Source organism: Haloarchaeobius marinus (genome assembly GCF_051207415.1).
Taxonomy (GTDB): Archaea; Halobacteriota; Halobacteria; order Halobacteriales; family Natrialbaceae; genus Haloarchaeobius.
The window spans coordinates 430,684-453,295 of record NZ_JBPKGD010000002.1; the positions used below are offsets into that span (position 1 = coordinate 430,684).

Consider the following 22,612-nt stretch of genomic DNA (forward strand, 5'->3'; position numbering starts at 1 on the left):
CCGCACTCTCATCGCCCCCAGCGAACGCGCTCCGGTCAATCGACCACGCGTTCGCCGGCCTTCACGACCGTATCGACCAGGTTGACGCCGTACTGGTACGGCACGTGGACGAACGAGGTGGCGTCGAGGACGACGAAGTCCGCCGGCGTCCCCTCCCGGAGCGTTCCTCGTCCGTCCTGCAGGTCCAGCGCCCGGGCGGCGTTCGCCGTCCCGGCCACGAGTGCCTGGGCGGGCGTCATCCCCATGCCGACGCAGGCCAGTGACGTGGCAAAGCCCATGCTGTGGCTGTGGCAGTTCGGGTTGAAGTCGGTCGCGATGGCGACCGGCGCGCCACGGTCGAGCATCGTCCCGGCGTCGGCGTACTCGGCGCCGAGGCCGAACGCGGTCCCGGGGAGGAGGACGGGCACGACGCCGGCGTCGACGAGCGCGTCCACGTCGTCGGGCGTGGCGTGGAGCAGGTGGTCCGCACTCGCCGCGCCCACCTCGGCCGCCAGTCTCGTCCCGCCGAGGTGGGACAACTCCTCGGCGTGGACCTTCGGGGTCAGCCCGTGGTCGAGTCCCGCTTCGAGGACCCGGCGCGACTGCTCGACGGAGAAGACGCCCTCCTCGCAGAACACGTCGCAGAACTCGGCGATGCCCTGCTCGGCGACGGCCGGAAGTTGCTCCTCGACGACCTCGTCGACGTACTCGTCGGCGTCGGTACCCTCGGGGACGGCGTGTGCGCCCATGAACGTCGGCACCACGTCGACCGGGTGCTGTTCGTCGGCGCGACGGCCGACCCTGAGCATCTCGAGTTCAGTCTCGGTGTCGAGTCCGTAACCGGACTTCACCTCGACGGTGGTGGTGCCGTGTTCGAGCATCACGTCGAGGTGGGACAGCAGGTTCGCCAGCAGCGTGTCCTCGTCGGCGCGCCTGACGGCCCTGACCGTCCGGAGGATTCCACCACCGTCTGCCAGTATCTCCTGGTAGGTCTTCCCCCGTAACCTGGCCTCGAACTCGTCGGACCGGTCCCCCGCGAACAGCGCGTGGGTGTGCGGGTCGACGAAGCCGGGGACGACGGCCTGCCCGGCGGCGTCGATGGTCCCGTCGGCCGCCGACGGCGGGTGGTCGCTCGTCACCTCGTCGGTGTCGCCGACCGCGACGACCTCGCCGTCCTCGACGGCGATGGCCGCGTTCTCGACGACCTCTACCACTTCGCCCGTCCCCGGACCGACCACGAGTTCGTCGATGTCGTAGACGACGAGGTCGGTCACGCCGACCACCCCGCGAGGAAGTGGGCGACGGCACGGGCGGCCGCGTCGACGGTCGTGCCGTCCCGGTCGAGCGACGGTGCGGTCTCGACCACCTCGAACCCGGCCACGCGGTCGTCGCTGGCCGCCACCCGGAGCATCCGGTAGCATTCGCGGGTCGTGATTCCACCCGGGGTGGGCGCGCTCACGCCGGGCGCGAAGGCGGCGTCGAGCACGTCCACGTCGACGGAGACGTACACGCGGTCGACGTCCCCGAGCGATTCGAGTGCGCCGTCAACCGTGGCGACCGGGTCGTCGCCCACCTCCTCGGCGACCCGGACCTCGGCCCCGCGCTCGCGGACGAAGTCGTCGTACGCGCTGGAGGTCTCGAAGTGACGCGCCCCGACGCAGGCGTAGGCGTCGAGTCCGGCCTCGAACAGCTGGCGGTAGGGCGTCCCGCTGGTCGGGCCGTCGTCGGGCACCTCCCGGCAGTCGAGGTGTGCGTCGAAGTTGAGGACGCCGACCGACCCGGCGTCGAGCAGGGGCCGGACGTTCGGGACCGTCAGCGAGTTGTCGCCGCCGAGGAACACGGGGAGCGCGTCGGTGGCGTGGACCGCCGCCGTCGTCTCGGCGACGGCGTCCTGCACTGCTTCGACGCCGCCGGCGGCCGGGAGGGCGACGTCTCCCAGGTCACCGACGCCCCGGACGGGCCCGGCGTCGAAGTGGTGGGTCTTCACGCCGGCGAGCGACTCCCGTATCGCTGTCGGCCCGTCGGCCGCGCCAGTGCGTCCGATGACCGCGCCGTCGTACGGTTCACCGACGAGGACCGCGTCGTACTCGTCCGCCGTCTCCAGCGTGGCCCCCTCGACGACGTCGCCGAACTGTTCGTCGTTCGGGTCCGTGGACGTGCCCGTCCACTCGGGCGGGTCGGTGAACGTCGGCATCTACTCGCGCCCTCCGGTCGCGTCGGCGTCCCGCATGGGAACCCGGACGTTCGACGCCCGTGCCTCGTCGAGCGCCGCCTCGTAGCCGGCGTCGGCGTGCCTGACGACGCCCATCCCGGGGTCGGTGGTGAACACCCGGCGGGCCTTCTCGGCGGCCAGGTCGGACCCGTCGAGGACGACGTGGTTGTTCGCGTGCAGCGAGTTGCCGATGCCGACGCCGCCACCGTCGTGGACCGACACGATGTCCGCACCGGCGGCCGTGTTCAGCAGCGCGTTCAGGATGGGCCAGTCCGCGACGGCGTCGGACCCGTCGCGCATCGCCTCCGTCTCCCGGTTCGGCGACGCGACCGACCCGGCGTCGAGGTGGTCGCGGGTGACCACGACTGGCGCCGATATCTCGCCCGCTGCGACGAGTTCGTTGATGCGCAGCGCGAACGTCGCGCGCTCGGTGAGTCCGTCCTCGTCCGCCGAGTAGCCGAGCCAGCAGACACGACTCGGCAACCCCTGGAAGTGGACCTGCTCCTGTGCCAGGTCGATCCACCGGTGCAGGTGCTCCTTCTCGGGGAACAACTCCGTGACCGCCTCGTCGGTCCGGTAGATGTCCTCGGGGTCACCCGAGAGGGCGGCCCACCGGAACGGCCCCTTCCCGCGACAGAACAGCGGTCGGATGTACGCCGGGACGAACCCGGGGAAGTCGAACGCGTCCTCGAACCCGCGGTGCTCTCTCACCTGCCCCCGGATGTTGTTCCCGTACTCGAAGGCGATGGCCCCCGCGTCCTGGACGTCGAGGATGCCCTCCACGTGTCGGACCATCGTGTCGAGGCTCTCCTCGACGTACTGCTCCGGGTCCGTCTCGCGCAACTCGTCGGCCTCCTCGACCGTGTACCCGGAGGGGTAGTACCCCTCCAGTTCGTCGTGGGCGGACGTCTGGTCGGTGACGATGTCGGGGACGAACCCGCGCTCGCGGAGGCCGTCGAACATGTCGGCGGCGTTGATGTGGACGCCGACGGAGTACGGGTCGCCGTTCTCGGCCGCCTCCCTGGCCCGGTCGATAGCCTCGTCGAGGTCGTCGGTCTTCTCCATGCAGTATCCCGTCTCGATGCGACGGTCGATGCGCCGTTCGTCGACCTCGGCCGCGATGCAGACGCCGTGGTTCATCGTCACGGCGAGCGGTTGTGCGCCACCCATCCCCCCGAGGCCACCGGTCACGACGACCTTCCCGCGTAACCCGTCGTTCCCCGGGTAGTGCTGGGCCGCGAGTTCGGCCAGCGTCTCGTAGGTGCCCTGGATGATGCCCTGCGTGCCGATGTACGCCCACGACCCGGCAGTCATCTGGCCGTACATGATGAGCCCCTTCGCCTCCAGTTCGTGGAAGTGCTCCCAGTCGTCCCACTTCCCGACGAGGTTCGAGTTGGCGATGAGGACCCGCGGTGCACGTTCGTGCGTCGGGAACACGCCGACGGGCTTGCCGGACTGGACGAGCAGCGTCTCGTCGTCGGCGAGCGACCGCAACTCGTCGAGGATGGCGTCGTAGGCGTCCCAGCTACGGGCGGCCCGGCCGGTACCGCCGTAGACGACGAGTTCCTCGGGTTTCTCGGCCACCTCCGGGTCGAGGTTGTTGTTCAGCATGCGAAGGGCGGCCTCCTGTCGCCAGCCCTCGCACTCGATGTCGGTGCCGGTCGGTGCGCCCTGGTACGCTCGCCACTGTTCGGACGGGTCGCCGACGTCGTGTTCCACGTCGGTCGAAGTCTGCTTCGCCATACCAGCACCAACGGGGGCCAGTTGGATAGGATACCCCCTCCGTACGGCTATGCTTTTATGGGAAGTGTGTGATTATGTGACTATGTACGAGGCCGTGTTCCGCCTCGTCGGTGACGGACCGTACGAGGTCGCCACCGACGGGACCAGCACCACCATCGAACTGTGGTGTAACGACCACTGTGACCTGTTGCACGTCAGTGGCGAGGGTGGTGCGCGCGTGCTCGACGAGGTGGAACGGACCGTCGGCGTCAGGGAACGACTCTCCCAGGGCCGAGAGCAGGTGGTCGTCACCGGTGACTGTCTGAAGTCATACTTGGAGCACAACGTCGAGGGATACCTTTCCAGCCACGGTTGTCTCCTCGTCCCGCCGCTGAAGTACGTCGATGGGGCGAAACACGTTCGCGCGCTCGCCCTCGACGCGAAGTCGCTGTCGGCGGTTTACCGGGACCTCACGGGGGAGTACCGGGTCACTGTGGAGTCGAAACGGGAAGTCCGCTCCGTGACGCCCAACGCACCACTGCTCACGGTGGACGCGCTCTTGCCGGACCTCTCGGCGCGCCAGCGGGAGGCATTCGTCACCGCCTACGAACGCGGGTACTACGAACTCCCCAGGGGGACGACGACGGACGAGATCGCTGATGCAGTCGGGGTGCAGCGACGAACCGTAGAGGAGCATCTACGGCGAGCCGAGAAAAAACTCGTCGATTCGCTCGTCGAGTACCTATAGCAGGCCGAGCGCGTCGACGACGTGCGTGATTCCCGCGATCAGCGGAACGAGGATGACGGTCCGCATGACGAAAAGCGCCAGCAGGTCCCGGAATCGAATCGGAACGTCGTTGAACATGTCCATTATCATCGGGCCGACGCTGGAGAAGAAGATGAGCTGTGAGACGGCGAGGACGGCCACGAAGAACTTCGCCTTGGTCGCGGTCTCGGTCACCAGCAGCACTGGCACGTACATCTCGGTGACGCCGACGATGGTCGCAGGCGCGACAGCCGCAGCGTCTGGTATCCCGAGCGCAGCGATGACCGGCGTCAGCGGTTCGCCGAGCACGTCGAACACCGGCGTGTTCGCCGACAACAACGTGGCAGCCAACCCGACGGTGAGGATGGTCCCGAGTATCAGACTCGTCAGCTTCAGGCCGTCGACGAAACCCCGCTTCGCTGCCGCCCCGAACGAATCGCCTGCTTCGGCCTTCCCGACGGCCTCGCTGAAGGCCAGTCGTACGTAATCGACGGGCGAACCGGAGAACGCGAGTTCGGGGTCGGGCTCTGCGATGTACTCCTCCGGCGTCGTCGATATCGGCGGCACACGGACGAGTATTGCCGCGGTGACGACGACACAGACGAAGTACGCGACGAATATGAGCGGGAACAACGGGAGCATGTCCAACGTCGCCGCCACGACGCCCACGAAGCCGATGGACACCGTCGAGAAGCACGTGGCGATGGTGAACACGTCGCGCTTGTGGTACCCACCCTGTTCGAAGACGTTCCGGGTGACGTACAGGCCGACGCTGTAGGAGCCGACCCACGACGCGAGACTGTCCAGCGCGGCGCGACCGGGTACCTTGAACAGCGGTTTCATCACCGGCCGCGCCAGCGTACCGACGAACTCCAACCCGCCGAGTTCGACGAAGATGGTGATGAAGATTGCCCCGATAGGGATGATGATTCCGACGCTGTAAACCAGCGTGCCCCACATCAGTCCACCCGTCCCGGGGGTGTGCAGGTCTCCCGGTCCGAGCTTGAAGAACATGATGGGGGCGAGGACGAGTCCGAGAACCCGGAGTGCCCAGAACACGTACGAGGTTTCGAAGTAAGAGAGCTCGTACCCCGCAACCTCGCTATCACCGACCATCGCCAGCGACGTCAGGACGCCCCCGGCGACGATGATGGCCAGCGAGTAGACGCCGACGGCGTCCGGAAACGTCTCGGTTATCGTGCTCACGACGATGTCGAACGGGACGGTGACCTCTCCCTGGTACGGCACCGGCAAGAGGAAGAATACCCCGCCGATGAGGAACGCGACGACGAACTTCATCACCGGTCGCATCGCGAACTCCTGGAGGTCGACGTCGTCGATGCTCTGTGCTGTCGGTTCTGTATCGACCGTGTACGTGCCACCTGTTTCGGTAGACATTGACACACTATACAGAGATTCCCGGGATAGTCCTGAGACCACCGTTCGGAGTGGGTTTTATGTACCCGATGGCACCGGGCCGCGACGTCCGACCGTTTATCAGTCGTGACGGGACCAGAACCGGCACCATGTCATCGAACAGCACTCGCGGACGGGGGGCGTGACCGTGGGCCATCGGGCACTCGTCGCGTACGAACGGACGGACGGGTCGTACTCCTTGCATCACTCCCAGTGGGGTGCGCTGGGATACGTACTGCTCGACGAGCTCGACAGCGACCACCCGTTCGGGGCCGGCGAGGACTGGGAACGACGCGCGCACGAGACGATACTCGACGGCTCGGACCCCGCCGTGCCGGAGGCACACGACGCACGTGTCGACCCACGTCCGCGAGGGTCGGCCGACTCGCTCGACGCCCTCCCGGGTCGATTCGACTTCCTCGAGTACGAGGCGCTGTTCGTCGTCTCGACCACGGTTCTCGTGACGGCCTACCAGCCACTCTGGTTCGCCCGGGCACTCGACGATGCAGCACCGTCCGGGGACGGCGCGCTCGTCTCGATTCGACGCGGGAGCGACCCGGTTGCGGACGCAGCGCGAGTCACAGCCTGGTTCCGGGGGGTCGCCGACACGGTCCGCGCGATGCATGATAGTGGCACACTCTCAGCCGAGTCGGCACGCGAGCACCTGCGAAGTCGGGTGCTGGAGTGGGAAGCAGAGAGGCGGACGGTACTCGTCGGAGATTGACCGCAGGTCTCAGGAGGTTGGCCGTCCCGGGGGCACTGCTGGCACGTGCCGCTTTTATACCGTCGGGGCGCTACACCCGAGCGTGACCAGCGAGCGAACGGACGACGGCGTCGCGACGGTCGTCCAGCCGAAGCTCCCGGAGGCTTCCCAGGCCATCGAGGAGGCCCTCGACCGCGGCGACCTGTTGACCGTGTTCGGACGCTGCACCGTCGACTACGAGGGACGGGCGTCGAGCACGCTCGGTCCCGGCGACCGACACGTGACGTGCAAACCCGACGGGACGGTCCTCGTCCACACCGACGAGGGCCAGCAACCGGTGAACTGGCAACCGCCGGGGTGTACGCAGTCGGTCGAACTCCGGGACGGCCAACTCCTGCTGGTGAGCGAGCGCGAGACCCCCGACGAGGAACTCCGCGTCGCCTTCGACGCCGTTCGACAGGTGTCGGCGTTCGCCGTCTCCGACGCCGAGTCGCTGTCGCTGGTCGGGAGCGAGGCCGACCTCAAACAGTACATTCTCGACTCCCCCGCAGTGGTCGAACCGGGGTTCCAGCCGCTGGTGACCGAACGCGAGACGGCGGTCGGCGCGGTGGACGTCTTCGGCGAGGACGCGGACGGGAACGTGGTCGTCCTCGAACTCAAGCGCAAGCGCGTCGGGCCGGACGCCGTCGGGCAACTCGACAGGTACGTCGACGCGCTCGAACGCGACCTGCACGCGGCAGCGACGGTCCGTGGCATCCTCGTCGCGCCGTCGGTGACCGACCGGGCGCGCCGGATGCTCGCCGAGCGCGGACTGGAGTTCGTCTCGCTCGAACCGCCGACCGACCGCGCCTGAACCGCCGGTCGACCCGTCCCCGTCGGCCGGTTCGCCGCTTCACCGGGATTTTTCACGTGCCGAACCCCATGCCTTCGCATGGAAACGGTAGACATCGACGACGTGGAACCGGCGTTCTTCGCCGATTCGGACGTCGACCGACGTGGACTCTCCGACCACCTGAACACGCAGGACCTCTCGATCAACTACTACGCGCTCGAACCCGGCCAGTCGCTCTCCGGCGGGATGCACACCCACATGGATCAGGAGGAGGTGTTCTACGTGGTCGACGGTACCGTCACGTTCGAGACGCCCGACGAGGAGGTCGCCGTCGGCCCCCACGAGGCCGTCCGGTTCGCCCGTGGCGACTTCCAGACCAGCGTCAACGACGGCGACGAGGACGCCGTCGTCATCGCCCTCGGCGCACCACGCGACAGTCGGGACGTCCGCGTCCCGATGGAGTGCCGCGAGTGCGGGGAGTCGGACACCCTCCAGTTCGTCATGGACGAGGACGGCCAGCGCCTCCGCTGTCCGGAGTGTGGGAACGAGTTCGACGCGAACGTCTGAGACGGGCGCGAGAGAGTGCCCCGGCGGCGTCTCCGTCGCGGTCGACGTCGGAGCGGTCGACCACCGACGCCGGTGCGTCCAGCAGCAATCTGAGACGTGCGACCGTGTTCTCGAACGGGAACGTGCCGCCACTCGCTGCGACGACAGTCACTCGGACACTCGCTGACTCAACTCGTCGAGCAACTGGAGTGCCTGCATCGGCGTCGTCGCCGCCACGTTGACCTCGCGGAGGCGGTCGACCACGTCTGGTGGCAGGTCGCCTCCAGTCCCCCCGTCGGACGCTTCGCCGCCGTCGGTGACGCCGCCGGCCCTCTCTGCGGGCGCTCCCGCATCGGTCGGCGGTTCGTCGGTCCCGTCCCACACGTCGGACCCGTACCGGCCGTCCGTCGCCTCGGCGAGCAGTTCCCGCGACCGGGCGAGGACCGAGGCCGGGACGCCGGCGGCCCGGGCCACCTCGACGCCGTAGGACGCGGTCGCCGGGCCGCGACCGACCTCGTGCTGGAACCGGACCTCGTCGTCGGTCTTGGTCGCCGAGAAGTGGAGGTTGAACGCGCCGTCGAGGGTCCGTGCGGTCTCGGTGAGTTCGTGGTGGTGCGTCGCAAAGAGCGTCGTCGCCCGTAGCTCGTCGTGGACGTACTCGGTGACGGCACGGGCGATGGCGAGGCCGTCCGCCGTCGACGTCCCCCGACCGACCTCGTCGAGCAGGACCAGCGAGTCCTCGGTGGCGTCCCGGAGGATGTCGGCGAGTTCGGTCATCTCGACCATGAACGTCGACTGCCCGCCCGCGATGTCGTCGCTCGCGCCGACGCGGGTGAACACGCGGTCGAGGATGCGGAGGTCGGCCGAGGCCGCCGGGACGAAACTGCCCGCCTGCGCCATGATGCAGATGCAGGCCACCTGGCGCATGTACGTCGACTTCCCGGACATGTTGGGGCCGGTGACGACCGCGAGGAACTCGTCGCGGTCGAACGACGCGTCGTTCGGCACGAACGACTCCTGCGTCCGCTCGACGACGGGGTGGCGGCCGGCCGCGACGTCGATGCCCGTCTCGGAGAACGTCGGCCGACTGTAGTCGTACTGGGCGGCGACCGTGGCGAAGGAGACGAACACGTCGAGCGCGGCGACCCGGTCGGCGAGTGCCTGGACGCGCTCCGTCTCGGCGGCGACGGTCTCGCGTACCTCGCGGAACAGTTCGTACTCCAGGTCGTCGGCGCGCTGTTCGGCCCGGAATATCTCGTCCTCGCGGTCCTTGAGTTCGGGCGTGTAGTACCGTTCGGAGTTCTTGAGCGTCTGTCGACGCTGGTAGTCGTCGGGCACCCGGTCGAGGTTCGGGTTCGTCACCTCGATGTAGTAGCCGTGGACTTGGTTGTGCCCGACCTTGAGCGAGTCGATCCCGGTGCGCTCGCGCTCGGCCGCCTCCAGGTCGTCGATCCACGCCTTGCCGGAGCGTTCGGTCTCGCGGAGGTCGTCCAGCGTCTCGTCGTACCCCGCTTCGATGACGTCTCCCTCGGTCACCTCTATCGGCGGTTCCTCGCGGATGGCGCGACCCACGAGGTCGCGCACGTCGGCGAGGTCGTCCAGGCCTTCGCGCAGGTCGACCAGCCGGTCCGTCTCGAGGTCGGCCATCGTCTCCTCGAGTTCGGGGACCACGTCGAGCGTGTCCTTCAGCGACCGGAGGTCGCGTGCGTTGGCCCGGCCGCGGGAGACGCGCGTGATGAGTCGTTCCACGTCGTACACGTCGCGCAGGAGTTCGTGGAGGCGTTCGCGGGCGATCGGGTCGCGGACGAGTTCGCCGACGGCCTCGTGACGGCCGGCGATGCGGTCCGCGTCGACGAGCGGTCGTCGCAGCCAGTCGGTCAGGGTCCGTCGGCCCATCGCACAGGCCGTCTCGTCGAGGACGTCGGCGAGGGTGGCCCCCTGGACGCCGCGGACCGACCGTCGCTCGAACAGTTCGAGGCTGGCCAGTGCGGTCGGGTCCAGCACCATGTACTCACGGGGGTCGTACCTCGTGAGGTGGTTGAGGTAGTCCAGGTGACCGGACTCCGCGTCGGGGCCAGCGTCCGGGGCAGTCGCCTCGTCTCCGTCGGTCGCTGGGACGCCGGCCCCGCCACGTGCGTACTCGGCGTAGGCCAGCAGCGCGCCACAGGCGCGGACCTCGGCGTCGTCGGCCAGCAGGGCCTCCGGGTCGCCGAAGTACTCCCCCACCTTCTCGGCGGCGGCCCCGACCTCGAAGGCGGTCCGGTCGAACGGCGAGACCATGCAGTCAGTCGGGAAGACGTCCGTCGTCACCTCGGGGCCGACGATGGCCTCGGCCGGGTCGAACCGGCCGACCTCGTCGGCGACGGCGGCGGGCGAACCCGGCGCAGTGGCGTAGAAGTCGCCGGTCGAGACGTCGAGCACCGCGAACCCGTACGCGCCCCCGGTCCCGGGGTCGTCGTCGGAGTCGGCGCCCCGCGTGAGGCAGGCGACGAAGTTGTTGTCCGGCGACGCGAGCAGTTCGTCCTCGGTCAGCGTCCCCGGCGTGACGACCCGGGTCACGGCCCGGTCGACGACCCCGCTGGCGTCCTCGGGTTCCTGCACCTGGTCCGCGATGGCGACGCGATAGCCCGCGTCCAGCAGCGTCTCGACGTACGATTCGGCGTTGTCGATGGGGACGCCGGCCATCGGGTAGCGCCCCGTCGAGTCCTCGCGCTTGGTCAGCGTGACCTCGCAGATGCGAGAGGTGGCCTCGGCGGCCGCACAGAACGTCTCGTAGAAGTCGCCGACCTGGAAGAGCACGAGCGCGTCGTCGTAGCGCCCGGTCAACTCGAAGTACTGGCGCATCATCGGCGTCAACTCGTCGGCCTGCTCGGCCATCTTCTCCGGCGGTCCGAGCGCTCCGTTCATGCACGACGCGAGGCGGTCGAGTCGCAAGAAAGGACCGGTCTCAGAGCGTCGTCGGTCGGACGTGAACCGCCAGTTCGACCGGCCGGCGCTGGCCTTCGAGGTCGGCGACCGCCCGCGAGAGCACCTGCTTCGCCTCGCGTTTCGCCACAGGCTTGACCCGTCGGAGGAGCCAGTCCGTCGAGACCAGCGGTGGCAACTGGAGGCCGCGGGCCGACGACCGGTCCCGGTCGAACTCCACCCGGAGACGGATGCGGGAGGCGGGGCCGCCGTCGGAGGCGACCCCCGAATCGCCGGCCGCCGAACTGGCACTGTCCCCCGCGTCCACCTCCTCGACGGCCCAGTAGCCGTGGGCCCGGACGTCGTCGGGGACTCGCCAGTCGATGCGGTTCGGTCGGTCGAGGTCGGTGACCGCCGTCCGGAGCGTGTACGAGAGCGTCCACCACTGGAGCGTGATGTCGAACCGCGTCCCGACCGACCCGTCCCCACGCTGTGTCACGTCGGCGACGTACTCCGAGTACCGCCCGTAGTTGGCGACGTCCAGCAGGAACTCGAACGCTTCGTCACGGGGTGCGTACACGACCGCCGAGAGTTCGAGCGCGTCCACGGGGTCGCGTTCGCCCCGACCGGTATTGAAACTCCCCCCGGTTCACCCTCCCTTGACGAGGGACGTGACGCCCACTTCTTCGAGGACGAGCCAGACGACGAACAGCACGTACAGCCCGAACAGGAGTCCGGATTCGAGCGTGGAGAGGTGCATCTCGGTCCGCATGACTGTGAAGAGGACGACGGTGGCGAGCACGAGAAAGCCCATCATCGGGGCGGCCCGCGAGAAGTTTATCTGGGTCGCCCCGCCGATGAGGATGCCGACGGGGATGGCGACGAGCAGGTCGAACACGTTGCTCCCGAAGACGTTGGCCACGCTCGTCGAGTCGCGGCCGCCACGGGCGGCCTGGACGCTCACGACGGTGTCCGGGAGGCTGGTCCCGGCCGCGACGATGGTCAGTCCCCAGACGAACGACGGCGTCCCCAGCGCGTCGCCGAGTTCGATGGCGCTGGTGACGAGCAGTTCCACGCCCACGAGGATGACGGCGAGTCCGGCGAGCAGCGTCAGCCACTCCCGGGCGATGGCGACGTCCGACGGCGGGTCGTCGCCGTCGTAGTCGTTCGTGTCCTGGTACTGGTTGAAGACGTAGAGTCCGTAGAGCGCGATGGGGATGAGTGCGAGCGACCGGGTCATCGACCCGGTGAGGACTGCGCCCGTCTCGACCGGGTTGTAGATGACCGCGAACGAGAACGTGAGAAAGAGGACGGCGACGGCGAGCATGTAGAACTGCGCCTCCTTGTAGACGAGGTCGCGGTTCGCCGTGAGTCCGTCCTCGCCGTAGATGCCCGCGATGGCGGGGATGATGAGGATGTTGAACACGGCCGACCCGACGATGGCGGCGACGCCGAGTTCGAACTCCTGGTGGACGAGCGTCGAGACGACGACGCTCGACAGTTCGGGGAAGCTCGACCCGACGGCGGCGACGATGGCGCCCTGCACGACCGGCGGGAGGCCGTAGTAGGCGCCGATGCGACTGCTGGCCCGTTCGAGCCAGGTCGACCCGGCCCAGACGACGGCGGTACCGACGACCGCCACCCCGAGCAGTAACGCGATGCCTGTCATGTGGTCAGGGGAGTATCGTGACCGGGTAGGCGTTCGACTTGAGCACCGCCTTCGCGGCGCTCCCGAGGATGTACTCGTCGACGCCCTCGCGGCCGTGGGTCCCCATGACGATGTGGTCCACGTCTCGCTCGTCGGCGATGGCGAGCAGTTGCGCGCCGACCTTCGAGGCGTAGCGGAGTCGGGACTCCTGGCTGTCGGTCTCCGCGACTGCTTCGAAGGTCGCGTCGACGTCGTGACCCGCACAGACCTCGCGTGCCGTCTCGAGCAACTGTTCGGTCGCCTCGGCGTCCGGGTCGCCGACGTGGACCACGTCGAGGGTCCCGTCGAACCGCTCCGTGAGTTCGACGGCGAACTCCAGCGCGTGCAGACTGCACGGGGACCCGTCGACAGGTGCGAGTACGTGCATGTCGGAGGAACAGGTTGCACGACTGTTAACTGTTGCGTGATTCGGGGCAGTCCCGTGCCCGCACCTGACGCGTACCCGACGGACCGGACTCCCGAGTGCACAGAGACGGTACCGTCGGCAGGGTCGAGGAGTTCACGACGTGACCGCCGATTCGACACGGTCCGACCGCGCCCGGTGATAGCTGTCGGACATAAAGCTAAGGAGCCGTTAGTTCGCAGCGACGCGTGTATAACGACCGATTGCTGGGCCCTCGTGGATTCCAGGTGCGTATATAAACGTGTTGGCCATCCAAGGAGTAGAGCTATAGGGGAGGGCGGTCTCTCGAACGCTGGGGGAGAGTTCACGTGTCGTTAAGTACGCCTTCGCTACGGAGTAGTAACGCAACCAGTCATAGAACGAACAGACTGGACGAGGGGGAGATCCATTCGATACTCAGCAACGAGCGACGTCGGCTGGTGCTCAAGCACCTCCGACAGCAGGGTGGCGAGTCGACGCTCCGCGACCTCTCGGAGTGGATCGCCAGCGTGGAGACCGGGGAGTCTCCACCGCCTCGGAACATCAGGGATAGCGTCTACGCGTCGTTGCACCAGACGCACCTGCCGAAACTCGACGACCTCGCCGTCGTCGAGTACGAGTCGGCCACGAAGACGGTCACGCTCACCGACCGGGCGCGGGAGCTGATACCCTACACGACCGTCATGAGCGGGACCGGCCTGCCGTGGTCCCAGCACTATCTCTTGCTCGGACTCGCCGCGATGACCGCCGTCATCGGCGCCGGACTGGGAGTTCCGGTGCTGAACGCCGTCGGCCCGACCCTGCTCGCGGTCGTGTTCGCGGCCGCGATGGTGGGTTCCCTGGTCGTCCAGTGGACGACCGGGACGAGACCGCTCGCCCGACTCAGCGCCAGTCTGCGGGGTCGGCAGACCGACTGAACGACGGTACCGGAAAGCAACGTCACCGGGGGGAACGGTCTTGGTGGCCTGCTTCGATGTGACGGACGTCCGATGAGTGCGATTCGAACCGAGAACCTACGAAAGACGTACGGCGACGTCACGGCGCTGGCGGACCTGACGCTCGACGTGGACTCGGGCGAACTGTTCGGAGTGCTCGGGCCGAACGGGGCCGGCAAGACGACGACCATCGGTATCCTGACGGGACAACTGACGCCCGACTCCGGCACCGCAGAGGTGCTGGGCCACGACCCGGTCTCGGACCCGGTCGAGACCCGGCGCCACGTCGGCATCCTCCCCGAACAGGAGTCGCCGCCGAGTTTCATGACGCCACGGGAGTACTTCGACTTCGTCGCCACCGTCCGCGACGTCGACCAGCGAGTCCTCGACGAGGCGGTCGAGACGTGGGCGCGGCGCCTCTCGTACGCCGACAAACTCGACACGCTCAGCACCGACCTCTCCCGGGGCCAGCAACAGAAGGTGATGATAACGCAGGCGTTCCTGCACGAACCGGAGGTCGTGTTCATCGACGAACCGCTGGCGAACCTCGACCCCATCGTCCAGGAGCGCATGAAGCGCTTCCTCGTCTCCTACCGCGAACGGGGGAACACGGTCGTCGTCTCGACGCACCACATCGAGGTCGCCGAGGACATCTGCACCCGCGTCGGCATCGTCTACGAGGGCCGCCTCATCGCTGACAGCCGGCCCGCCGACCTCGGCGCGGGCGAGACGCTGCTGGACACGTTCGTCGCGAACGTCGACGACGGCGACGACTGGACCGAACCGGAGGCCGCCGTGAGCGATGACTAGTCTGGACCGACGGCTGTTCGTCGAGATGGTCCGCGAGGAGTGGCGCCTCCACAGCGAACTGTTCGGCGGCGTGCGCTTCGGCGCGTTCCCCGCCTTCGTCGCGTGCATCACCGCCGGAACGGTCTCCCTGTTGACGACCACCGGGACGGCCATGCACTCCATCGTCGCCGGCGTCCACGCACTCGCGTTCTTCTTCGGCCTCCACACCGGTTCGGTCGGGTTCGTCGGCCGCGACGCGATGCGCGACGTCCTCGGAGACGTGACGATGGTCGTCTTCAGCGCACGGACGCTCCCGATATCCCAGCGCAAACTCCTCGGCATCTTCCTCGTCAAGGACGCCGTCTACTACGCCCTGCTGTTCCTGCTCCCGCTCTCCGTCGGGTTCGCCCCGGCGGTGGTCACCGGCGGCGACCTGACGTGGCTCGACCTCCCGACGGCGTGGGCGACGACGACGGCCTCGTTCCTGCTCGGCGTGAGCGTCACGTTCGCCGCCATCGGACTGTCGACCCGTGGCGTGTCCGGGCGGGCACTCCTGGTCGGCCTCGCGGCCGCGGTCGGACTCGCCTACACCGGCGGCGTCGACGTCGTCCGGTTCACCCCCTACGGACTGTTCGACGGCGGCACCCTCGCGGAGTTCGTGGTCGCGCTCGTCCCGATTCCGGTGCTCCTCGGCCTCGGCGTCGCCGTCTACGACACCACCTACGTGAAACCCGCCCGGACCGGCGGTCGGACGTTCCAGCGCTGGCAAGCCGTGCTCCCGTTCGACCCGGACGGCCTGACGGTCAAGAGCCTGCTCGACGTCCATCGCTCCAGCGGCGGGTTCGTGAAGGTGCTGTTCTCGGGGGGCGTGCTCTTTGCCGTCTCGGCGTTCCTCATCGACCTCGCGGGGATCATCACCGGCGTCCAGCCGTCGACGGGAGTCTCGTTCGGGGCGATTCTCGGGCTCTCGGCGTTCACGACGTACAACTGGGCGACGCAGTTCGACGACGTATCCGAGTACCAGCACTATCCGGTCTCCGTCGCAGACGTCGTCCGGGCGAAGTTCCGGGCGTTCGCCGTCCTCGCGCTCCCGACGGGCGTCGGCTACTTCCTGCTCGCCCTGGCCTGGCGCGGGGCGCGACCCGCGGAGGCCGTCGTCGGCCTCGTCCTCCTGCTGGGCCTGGAGTGCTACCTGTTCGGCGTCACCGTCTCGCTCGCCGGCTTCGACCCCAACGAGTTCCTCTTCGATACGCTCCTGTTCGCCGGGTTCGGGCTGGCAGTCGCGGTGGTCCTGGTGCCCGTCCTCGTGGTCGGACTCGTCCTCGCACCGGTCTCGCCGACGCTCCTGGTGGCCCTCGGCGGCGTCGGCGTCGTCGCGGGAGCGGTCGGGTTCGGACTCTACCGGCGCTCCATCCCGAGGTGGGAGCGCCACTACCGGACCTGAGCCGCCGTCTCCCGTCGGACGGACCACCCGTCGACGAACCGCGACCCCGTCCCGCTGGGGCAGCTATATTCGTGTCGAAGCGCTAGCTCTTCACATGGCAGGCGACGAGATACCCGTCACCGCGGAACGCCCGGACAGCCCGGTCCAGACGACCGGAACGGACCACGTCACCCTCATCGGGAGCAACGAGGCGGACACGGTCGCGTTCTACCGCGACCTGCTCGGCATGCCACTGGTGCTCCGCCAACCGAACCTGGACGACCCGTCGCAGACGCACCTGTTCTTCGACACCGGAGACGGTCGCATCCTGACGTTCTTCGTGAACGACGAGCGCCAGTCCAACCCGGGTCCCCAGCGCACCGGCGTCGGTGCCGTCCACCACCTCTCGTTCAAGGTGGCCCCCGACCGCTTCGAGGAGGTCGTCGAGGCCATCGAGGCCGACGGCAGGGGGTACAACGTCTTCGACCGGGGCATCTTCCACTCGCTGTACACGACCGACAACAACGGCCTCGTCATCGAACTCGCGACGGACAAGTACGAGATACCCGACGAGCGCCGGGGCGAGGTCCTGGCGACGACCCAGCGCATCCGCGAGGAGGCTGGCGCCCGGTACGCGAAGGACGAACACCTGGAGGCGGCGCTCGAGGAACTCGGCATCGAGGTCGAGGCACACGACCTGCCCGACGCGGAAACCGGTGTCGGTGACGTCGACTGACGGGTCGATGTGGACGGACGGAATCGGATGGAAGTGGAGGCCCCACGCGCGCCAGCTCGTGAAGCCCGGTCCGACCGACGGTGGGAGGGTTTATGAAAGCTATCCGCCCAGCAACTGTTGCCGAGTGTCGCGTCCACGGACCGTATCCGAACGCTTACGGTGGGGTTGCCGGAACAGTCCAGACATGAGACGACTCGATAGCGTCCGGCCTTCCACGAACGGAGTGATGGCGACGTGAGCGGTAGCATCACCGCCAGCCTCATCGACCTGCTCGCCGTCTTCATCGTCGCCGGCGGCGTCGGCGTCTTCGTCGCGAAGGTCGGTCGCTTTCCTTACACCATCGCGCTCCTGTTCGCTGGCTTTCTGGTCTCCATCGTCGTCTCGCTGTCGGGCGGAGAGGGACTGTCGGCCCAGCAGGCGCTGAACGACATCCCGCTGTCGCACGACATCATCCTGCTCGTGCTCCTGCCGCCGTTGCTGTTCGAGGGTGCGGCGACGACCGACCTCGACGAGTTCAGGCTCAACTTCCCCATCATCGCGACGCTGGCCGTCTTCGGTCTCATCCTCTCCATCCTCCTCGTCGGCGTCGCGTCCAACGTTCTGCTCGGGTTCCCGCTCATCATCGGACTGCTCTTTGCGACCATCGTGCTCCCGACGGACCCCGTCTCGGTGCTCGCGCTGTTCGAGGACATCGGTGCGCCCGAACGACTCTCCGTGCTGGTCGAGGGCGAGAGTCTGCTGAACGACGGCGTCGCCGTCGTCATCTTCGTCGCGCTGTACGAACTGGTCCAGGAGGGCGCGAACATCGAGGAACTGCTCACCCTGGACGGACTGGCGACGTTGATCGTAGACATCGCGTTCTCCAGCATCGGCGGCGCGCTGGTCGGATTCCTGGCGGCGTACGCCGTGTACAGCGTGATGCGCGACATCGACGAGCACATGACCGAGATAGTGCTGACGTTCATCCTCGCCTACGGGAGCTTCATCCTCGCGGAACACTACGTCGAGCAACTGATCGGGTTCCCGTTCTCGGGCGTCATCGCGACGGTCGTCGCCGGCCTGTTCATCGGGAATCGTGGCGCCAAGGAGGCGATGAGCCCCCAGACGAAGATGTCCGTCTTCGACACGTGGGAGACGGCCGCGTTCATCGTCAACACGTTCATCTTCGTCGTCATCGGCGCGCGGACGCCACTCGACCAGATCGTCGCGAACATGGGACTGCTCGTGCCGGCGATACTGCTGGTACTGGTCGGACGCGCTATCCCGGTGTACGCCCTCACCAACGCGCTCAACGTCTTCCTCCCCAGGAAGAACGTCTCCGTTCCCTACCAGCACGTCATCGTCTGGGGCGGACTCCACGCCTCCATCCCGATCGCACTGGTCCTCGGTATCCCGGGGGGCGATGCGAGTCCGCTGCTCCAGTACGGGAGCGTGACGACGGAACAGCTACGGGTGGTGGTCTTCGGCATCGCCGCGTTCAGCCTCGTCGTGCAGGGGCTGACGATGAAGCCGCTCATCCAGCGACTGGGCATCATCACCACGAGCGACGCCGACGAGTTGTACCAGCTCCTCACCGGGCGCGCACGGGCCGTCGACGCGGCCCTGGAGGCGGCCGAGGAACTGCAGCAGCAGGGCCGCATCCCCACCTCCGTCTACGAGCGGTTCGAGTCGGAGTACCAGGCCGAGAAGGAGGAACTGGGCAGCGCCATCGGCGACCTGCTCGAGATGCATCCGGAGATACGGGACCGACAGCAGCTGGTCGGGGAGCGTCAGGTGCTCAAACGGGAGCAGAGTGCCATCAAGACCGCCGAACTGGACGGACTGCTCAGCACCGACGTCGCCGAACGACTCTCCCGGGAGGTCACGCTGAAACTCGACCGGGTCCACGAGGGCCAGTCGACGGTCACGCGCGACCCGGACGAGGAGGGGTACGCCGAGTTCTGGCGCCAGGAGGCCGAGGAGTTCGGACTCCGGGGTTCCGACCGAGAACCAGAAGACGAAGAGGAGGAGTAGGGGGCTGCACGGGGGCCGTTCCCCGCACCGTGGCCGCCATCCGGGCAGGTCGTCTCGCAACCCGAGAATCACCCCCCAAAGATAAGCCGTCCACCTGAGTAGCCAGTCGTATGTACGAGGTACTGCTCGCAGTCGATTCCGACGAGGAACGTGCACACTCACAGGCAGAGGCCGTCGCAGACCTTCCGGAAGCACCGAGCGCGGTCAGGGTCACGATATTCCACGTGTTCAGCGACAACCCAGAGGGGGCCTCCGTATCGCAGGTCGCCACCGTCCGAGAGGTGAAAGACGTGCTCGAGGAGGCCGGCATCGAGACGGACATGGCCGAATCGAGCGGGGACGCCGCCACGGAGATAATCGACCAGGCGACGGAGATGGACGCCGACTGCATCTGCGTCAGCGGTCGCAAGCGGTCGCCCGCCGGCAAGGCGCTGTTCGGGTCTGTCGCACAGGGCGTCATCCTCGACGCGGAGCGCCCGGTGCTCGTCGCACCACCGACGGAATAGACGGTCCGCCGACGCCGAACTTTTTCTTCGCAGACGTCACCCGACCAGAGCCCGGAATAATGTAATCTGGCTTACCGGACTACCGACAGAATAAAATGAATAGGGTCTGGTTTAAAAATTATGTCAGGGCATCGGTCGCGTGCGATGCGGAGCGGGGACGAGACGGCCGCGGATGGCGTCGGGTACGTCGCCGTCTCGAACGACGGCGTGGAGGTCCGGAAGGCAGTGCGAGACGTGGACTCGTCACTCCCGGTCGTCCGGTACGAACTGGCGTCGTCGGCCGACGACGAGGTGAAGGTCGTGCTCAGGGACACCGTCCCGGAGAGCCTGTCGCTGTCCGACGTCGGCTTCCACGCCGACTACGCCGGCGACCAGTGGCGAAAGACCAGCGACGGCGTCGAGTTCCGATGTTTGCTCGACCCGGGCGAACAGATAGCGACGGTGTACGGCATCCGGACGTCCGACCTCGGCGACACGGACGCGTTCCAGACCGAACCGGCGCTCGAGGTCGTGACGTCGACAGGTGACGACGCCGAGATAGAGACGGACTCCGGGGCGTCGTGGGAGCAGTCGATGGACCTCGGTCCGATAGAAGAGTCCTTCGACAGGTCGTCGGACGACAAAGAAACAGCGGCTGACGGTGCGACGACGACAGCTTCCGCCGGGACGGCTGGAGGCGGGAGCAGCGACGGTGGGTCGGACGACGAGGAGGACCCGATGACGCTGGACCTCGACGAACCGAATCCGTCCGGTGGAACGTCGGGGGGGTCGAAGTCCACCGACTCCGAAGACCTCGAACGGCTCCTCTCGAACGTCGAGTCCGCCAAGGCCGACCTCGACCGGATCGACGCGCTCGTCAAGGCGGTCGCCGAACTGCGGAGCAGGAAGGCGAACGTGGACGACCTGAAGACGGTCTCGGCCCGGGTGGAGGAACTCGGGAGTGACGTGGCGTCGGCCTCGAACGTCGAGCGTCTCACCACGGCCGCCAAGGAACTCGACGAGCGGAAGGCCGACGCCTCGACGGTGACGGAACTCGACGAGCGTGTCGACGCGCGCGCGAGGAAGCGCGAACTGGAGGAACTCCAGGAGACCGTGTCGGACCTGTCCGACCGGGTGGCCGCACTCGAGGACCGGTCCGTCGAGGCCGAGGAACTGGAGTCGGCGACCGACCGACTGGCGACGCGTATCGACGCCCTCCACGACCGGACCGCCAGCGAGAAGGACCTCCGTGGCCTGAAGACCGAACTCAAGCAGACGTACGTGACGAACGAGGACGTGAAGGCGGTCATCGAGAGCCGGTTCAGACGAGGCCTCGGACGAATCACGCTGCTCGGACTAGGGGGTGCTACGGTGCTGTCGAGCGCGTATCTGGGAGAGATGTACGGCCCAGAGCTCGGTGGCGGCGCGTTCGCGGTCGGAGCGCTGGTGCTCGTGGGCTGGTGGTACCTCGGGTAAAGAATCCGAGACGCCCGGTCAGGTGGGGGCTGACCGGCGTCGGCGACGTGCTGTCGGGTAATCGAGCGGACCGTCGACGTACCGTGGGTGGATGGCAGACGATCGTGACGACGTGGGCGATGCGCGAATCGTCAGCGTCGACGGCTTGCGGTCTGGGCAAGACCACGCTCGACCTGTGGTAGACTCCCCCAACCGTGGGTCGGGCAACCCACACGTGAGTAATCAGTCGACAGGTGGTTAGTTATTCACTCTATAATGCCGGTTCGACGGGCCGAACCCGGTGACCGGCCGAGCGAGACCGGGAGTTCGACCCATCAGTTGCTGGCCGGTCCCGTGACGACGGGCACGACCGACGGCGCGACGGGAAGCAGGGCGCTACCGTAACACCTGGGAGCTGCCGATTCGCGGGCGGGTGCGGCGAGGCGGGTGGAGAGCCGAGGGCAGCGGGGACCGTTATGCCGTCCGTAAATCCACGCACGGTTCGAAACCGCCGCCGACGACGGTCTCGGCATCGACGGCACGACGTTCGTACCGCTGGCGCTTCTGGGGCGGCACCGACTCCCAGCGGGTGGAGAGCCGACGGTTCGTCGTCGAGAGCGACCCGAGTTCGTCCCGGACGAAGCACTCGCCGAGTGCGACCGCCACCGCGGCGGGCGTCGAGCGAGCGAGACACGCGTGGCGTGCGGCGGCCTCGTTCACGTCGTCCGTCGGTCGGTCGTCGACGTCGACGCGCTCGGCGAGTCGGTCGCGGAGCCACACCTCCTTGCCCGACAGCGGGAGTCGCTCGACGGCGACGCGCGGGTCGCCGGTCCAGGCCGGGAACTGCGGCGCGCGCCGGTAATCGTCCCCGAAGGAACCGATACGGTCCGGGGAGTCGGCGTCCAGCAGGTCGTAGCAGGGCTCGCAGACGGCGACGAGGTTGCGGAGCGCCCACCCGTCGACGTCGGCGTCCTCTCGACCCGTCGTCAACTGGTAGAGGTAGGCGACCCCTGCCTCGTCGCAACCGGTGCCGATCTCTGCACTGCACCGGCCACAGCGGTGCCCGTAGAACTCGACGATGGCGGCTCGTCGAGCGCTGTAGTCCGGCGGCGCGTCCGCGACCTCTGTTTCTGCGTCGTCGACGCCGTCGTCGAACGAGGGGTCGACGTCGAACGAGTCGTAGAGGTGACTCCGGTCGTCGACGACGAAGGCGAGGTTGTACGGCGTGCTCTCTGCGTCTACCGCGAAGGTGAACTCGGTCATGGGTACGTGGGCTGTGTTCGTGACTGGTCGGTCGAACGTCGATGCGCCCACGCGCAGGCCGACGGAGCGAGGACTCCCGTCCGGTCGCTCGTAGGGACCACGCGCTGCCGACTCCCTCCCGGAAGCCGGCGGCCGGGATACTCGTCAGCGAGAAAGCGGCGTACCCGTCGCCGAGGTCGACGCTTCGTCTCCGTGAGCGGCGTACCGGTGGTCGCCACCGGTTCGCGCTTCGTTCCGCACGACGAGGCTACGGGTCATACACGTCGACGTTCGCATACATGCATCTTAAATTTTTCTATCGTCCAGTTGCATCCCTTATAAGTGGACACCGTCCAGTAGTCAG

Annotated in this window: 20 protein-coding genes; 11 read left to right on the plus strand and 9 right to left on the minus strand. The window is 67.7% G+C overall.

The annotated features are described in order from the left end of the window. Window positions 1-35: 35 nt before the first annotated feature. Genes hutI through hutU form a run of 3 tightly spaced genes read right to left on the minus strand, consistent with a single transcriptional unit; the run spans window position 36 to window position 3,934 of the window. The gene (hutI, locus tag ACSC1W_RS08320; RefSeq protein ID WP_435346548.1) at window positions 36-1,253 is read right to left on the minus strand and encodes an imidazolonepropionase; all 1,218 of its coding nucleotides are present in this window, start codon (window positions 1,251-1,253) and stop codon (window positions 36-38) included. After that, the gene (hutG, locus tag ACSC1W_RS08325) at window positions 1,250-2,173 is read right to left on the minus strand and encodes a formimidoylglutamase (protein WP_435346550.1); all 924 of its coding nucleotides are present in this window, start codon (window positions 2,171-2,173) and stop codon (window positions 1,250-1,252) included. Before hutG ends, hutI begins: the two co-directional genes overlap by 4 nt. Beyond that, window positions 2,174-3,934 (minus strand): urocanate hydratase, encoded by a 1,761-nt coding sequence (hutU, locus tag ACSC1W_RS08330; RefSeq protein WP_435346552.1) that lies wholly within the window; start codon window positions 3,932-3,934, stop codon window positions 2,174-2,176. Window positions 3,935-4,016: 82 nt separating this feature from the next. Here hutU and ACSC1W_RS08335 point away from each other — a divergent pair, with 82 nt between their 5' ends. Next, window positions 4,017-4,661, plus strand: a complete 645-nt coding sequence (locus ACSC1W_RS08335; RefSeq protein WP_435346554.1) for a helix-turn-helix domain-containing protein — start codon at window positions 4,017-4,019, stop codon at window positions 4,659-4,661. Here ACSC1W_RS08335 and ACSC1W_RS08340 read toward each other — a convergent pair. Further along, window positions 4,656-6,077 carry a YjiH family protein gene (locus ACSC1W_RS08340; RefSeq protein WP_435346556.1) on the minus strand — a complete coding sequence of 474 codons (1,422 nt, stop codon included), beginning with the start codon at window positions 6,075-6,077 and terminating at the stop codon, window positions 4,656-4,658. The genes ACSC1W_RS08335 and ACSC1W_RS08340 overlap by 6 nt on opposite strands. Window positions 6,078-6,237: 160 nt before the next feature. Between ACSC1W_RS08340 and ACSC1W_RS08345 the strand changes: the two genes are divergently transcribed. The 3 genes from ACSC1W_RS08345 to ACSC1W_RS08355 all read left to right on the plus strand — a co-directional run bounded on the left by ACSC1W_RS08345 (window position 6,238) and on the right by ACSC1W_RS08355 (window position 8,197). Next, complete coding sequence (locus tag ACSC1W_RS08345; RefSeq protein ID WP_435346558.1) at window positions 6,238-6,819, plus strand: DUF6735 family protein; 582 nt, start codon at window positions 6,238-6,240, stop codon at window positions 6,817-6,819. Window positions 6,820-6,901: 82 nt separating this feature from the next. Then, window positions 6,902-7,651, plus strand: a complete 750-nt coding sequence (nucS, locus tag ACSC1W_RS08350) for an endonuclease NucS (RefSeq protein ID WP_435346560.1) — start codon at window positions 6,902-6,904, stop codon at window positions 7,649-7,651. A gap of 78 nt (window positions 7,652-7,729) precedes the next feature. After that, entirely contained in the window at window positions 7,730-8,197 is a 468-nt protein-coding gene (locus ACSC1W_RS08355) for a cupin domain-containing protein (protein ID WP_435346562.1), read from the plus strand. Window positions 8,198-8,344: 147 nt separating this feature from the next. Here the strand turns inward: ACSC1W_RS08355 and mutS are convergent, their stop codons facing one another. The 4 genes from mutS to ACSC1W_RS08375 are packed head-to-tail and all read right to left on the minus strand — an operon-like array spanning window position 8,345 to window position 13,155. After that, window positions 8,345-11,083 carry a DNA mismatch repair protein MutS gene (gene mutS, locus ACSC1W_RS08360; RefSeq protein WP_435346564.1) on the minus strand — a complete coding sequence of 913 codons (2,739 nt, stop codon included), beginning with the start codon at window positions 11,081-11,083 and terminating at the stop codon, window positions 8,345-8,347. Window positions 11,084-11,123: 40 nt separating this feature from the next. Further along, a complete protein-coding gene (locus ACSC1W_RS08365) occupies window positions 11,124-11,687 on the minus strand; it encodes an SRPBCC family protein (protein ID WP_435346566.1) in 564 nt (187 codons plus the stop codon). Window positions 11,688-11,729: 42 nt separating this feature from the next. Then, window positions 11,730-12,749: a sodium:calcium antiporter gene (locus ACSC1W_RS08370; protein WP_435346568.1), complete on the minus strand. Its 1,020-nt coding sequence runs from the start codon at window positions 12,747-12,749 to the stop codon at window positions 11,730-11,732. A 4-nt stretch (window positions 12,750-12,753) separates the two neighbouring features. After that, the gene (locus tag ACSC1W_RS08375; protein WP_435346570.1) at window positions 12,754-13,155 is read right to left on the minus strand and encodes a universal stress protein; all 402 of its coding nucleotides are present in this window, start codon (window positions 13,153-13,155) and stop codon (window positions 12,754-12,756) included. 344 nt (window positions 13,156-13,499) lie between these two features. On the opposite strand from ACSC1W_RS08375, the gene ACSC1W_RS08380 reads away from it, so the two are divergent. The 7 genes from ACSC1W_RS08380 (at window position 13,500) to ACSC1W_RS08410 (ending at window position 21,027) form a co-directional block, all read left to right on the plus strand. Further along, window positions 13,500-14,087 (plus strand): DUF7344 domain-containing protein, encoded by a 588-nt coding sequence (locus tag ACSC1W_RS08380; RefSeq protein ID WP_435346572.1) that lies wholly within the window; start codon window positions 13,500-13,502, stop codon window positions 14,085-14,087. A gap of 72 nt (window positions 14,088-14,159) precedes the next feature. After that, the gene (locus tag ACSC1W_RS08385; protein WP_435346574.1) at window positions 14,160-14,915 is read left to right on the plus strand and encodes an ABC transporter ATP-binding protein; all 756 of its coding nucleotides are present in this window, start codon (window positions 14,160-14,162) and stop codon (window positions 14,913-14,915) included. Beyond that, window positions 14,908-16,338 carry a hypothetical protein gene (locus ACSC1W_RS08390; protein WP_435346575.1) on the plus strand — a complete coding sequence of 477 codons (1,431 nt, stop codon included), beginning with the start codon at window positions 14,908-14,910 and terminating at the stop codon, window positions 16,336-16,338. The genes ACSC1W_RS08385 and ACSC1W_RS08390 overlap by 8 nt, the downstream gene beginning before the upstream one ends. 94 nt (window positions 16,339-16,432) lie before the next feature. Next, the gene (locus ACSC1W_RS08395) at window positions 16,433-17,053 is read left to right on the plus strand and encodes a VOC family protein (RefSeq protein WP_435346576.1); all 621 of its coding nucleotides are present in this window, start codon (window positions 16,433-16,435) and stop codon (window positions 17,051-17,053) included. Window positions 17,054-17,287: 234 nt separating this feature from the next. Beyond that, on the plus strand, window positions 17,288-19,066 hold the full coding sequence (locus tag ACSC1W_RS08400) for a cation:proton antiporter (RefSeq protein WP_435346578.1): 1,779 nt from the start codon (window positions 17,288-17,290) through the stop codon (window positions 19,064-19,066). 110 nt (window positions 19,067-19,176) lie between these two features. Next, on the plus strand, window positions 19,177-19,572 hold the full coding sequence (locus tag ACSC1W_RS08405; protein WP_435346580.1) for a universal stress protein: 396 nt from the start codon (window positions 19,177-19,179) through the stop codon (window positions 19,570-19,572). A 120-nt stretch (window positions 19,573-19,692) separates the two neighbouring features. Beyond that, a complete protein-coding gene (locus ACSC1W_RS08410) occupies window positions 19,693-21,027 on the plus strand; it encodes a hypothetical protein (RefSeq protein ID WP_435346582.1) in 1,335 nt (444 codons plus the stop codon). A 453-nt stretch (window positions 21,028-21,480) separates the two neighbouring features. Here ACSC1W_RS08410 and ACSC1W_RS08415 read toward each other — a convergent pair whose 3' ends face one another. Next, window positions 21,481-22,269, minus strand: coding sequence for a hypothetical protein (locus ACSC1W_RS08415; protein WP_435346584.1), 789 nt, complete (start codon window positions 22,267-22,269; stop codon window positions 21,481-21,483). Window positions 22,270-22,612: the final 343 nt, after the last annotated feature.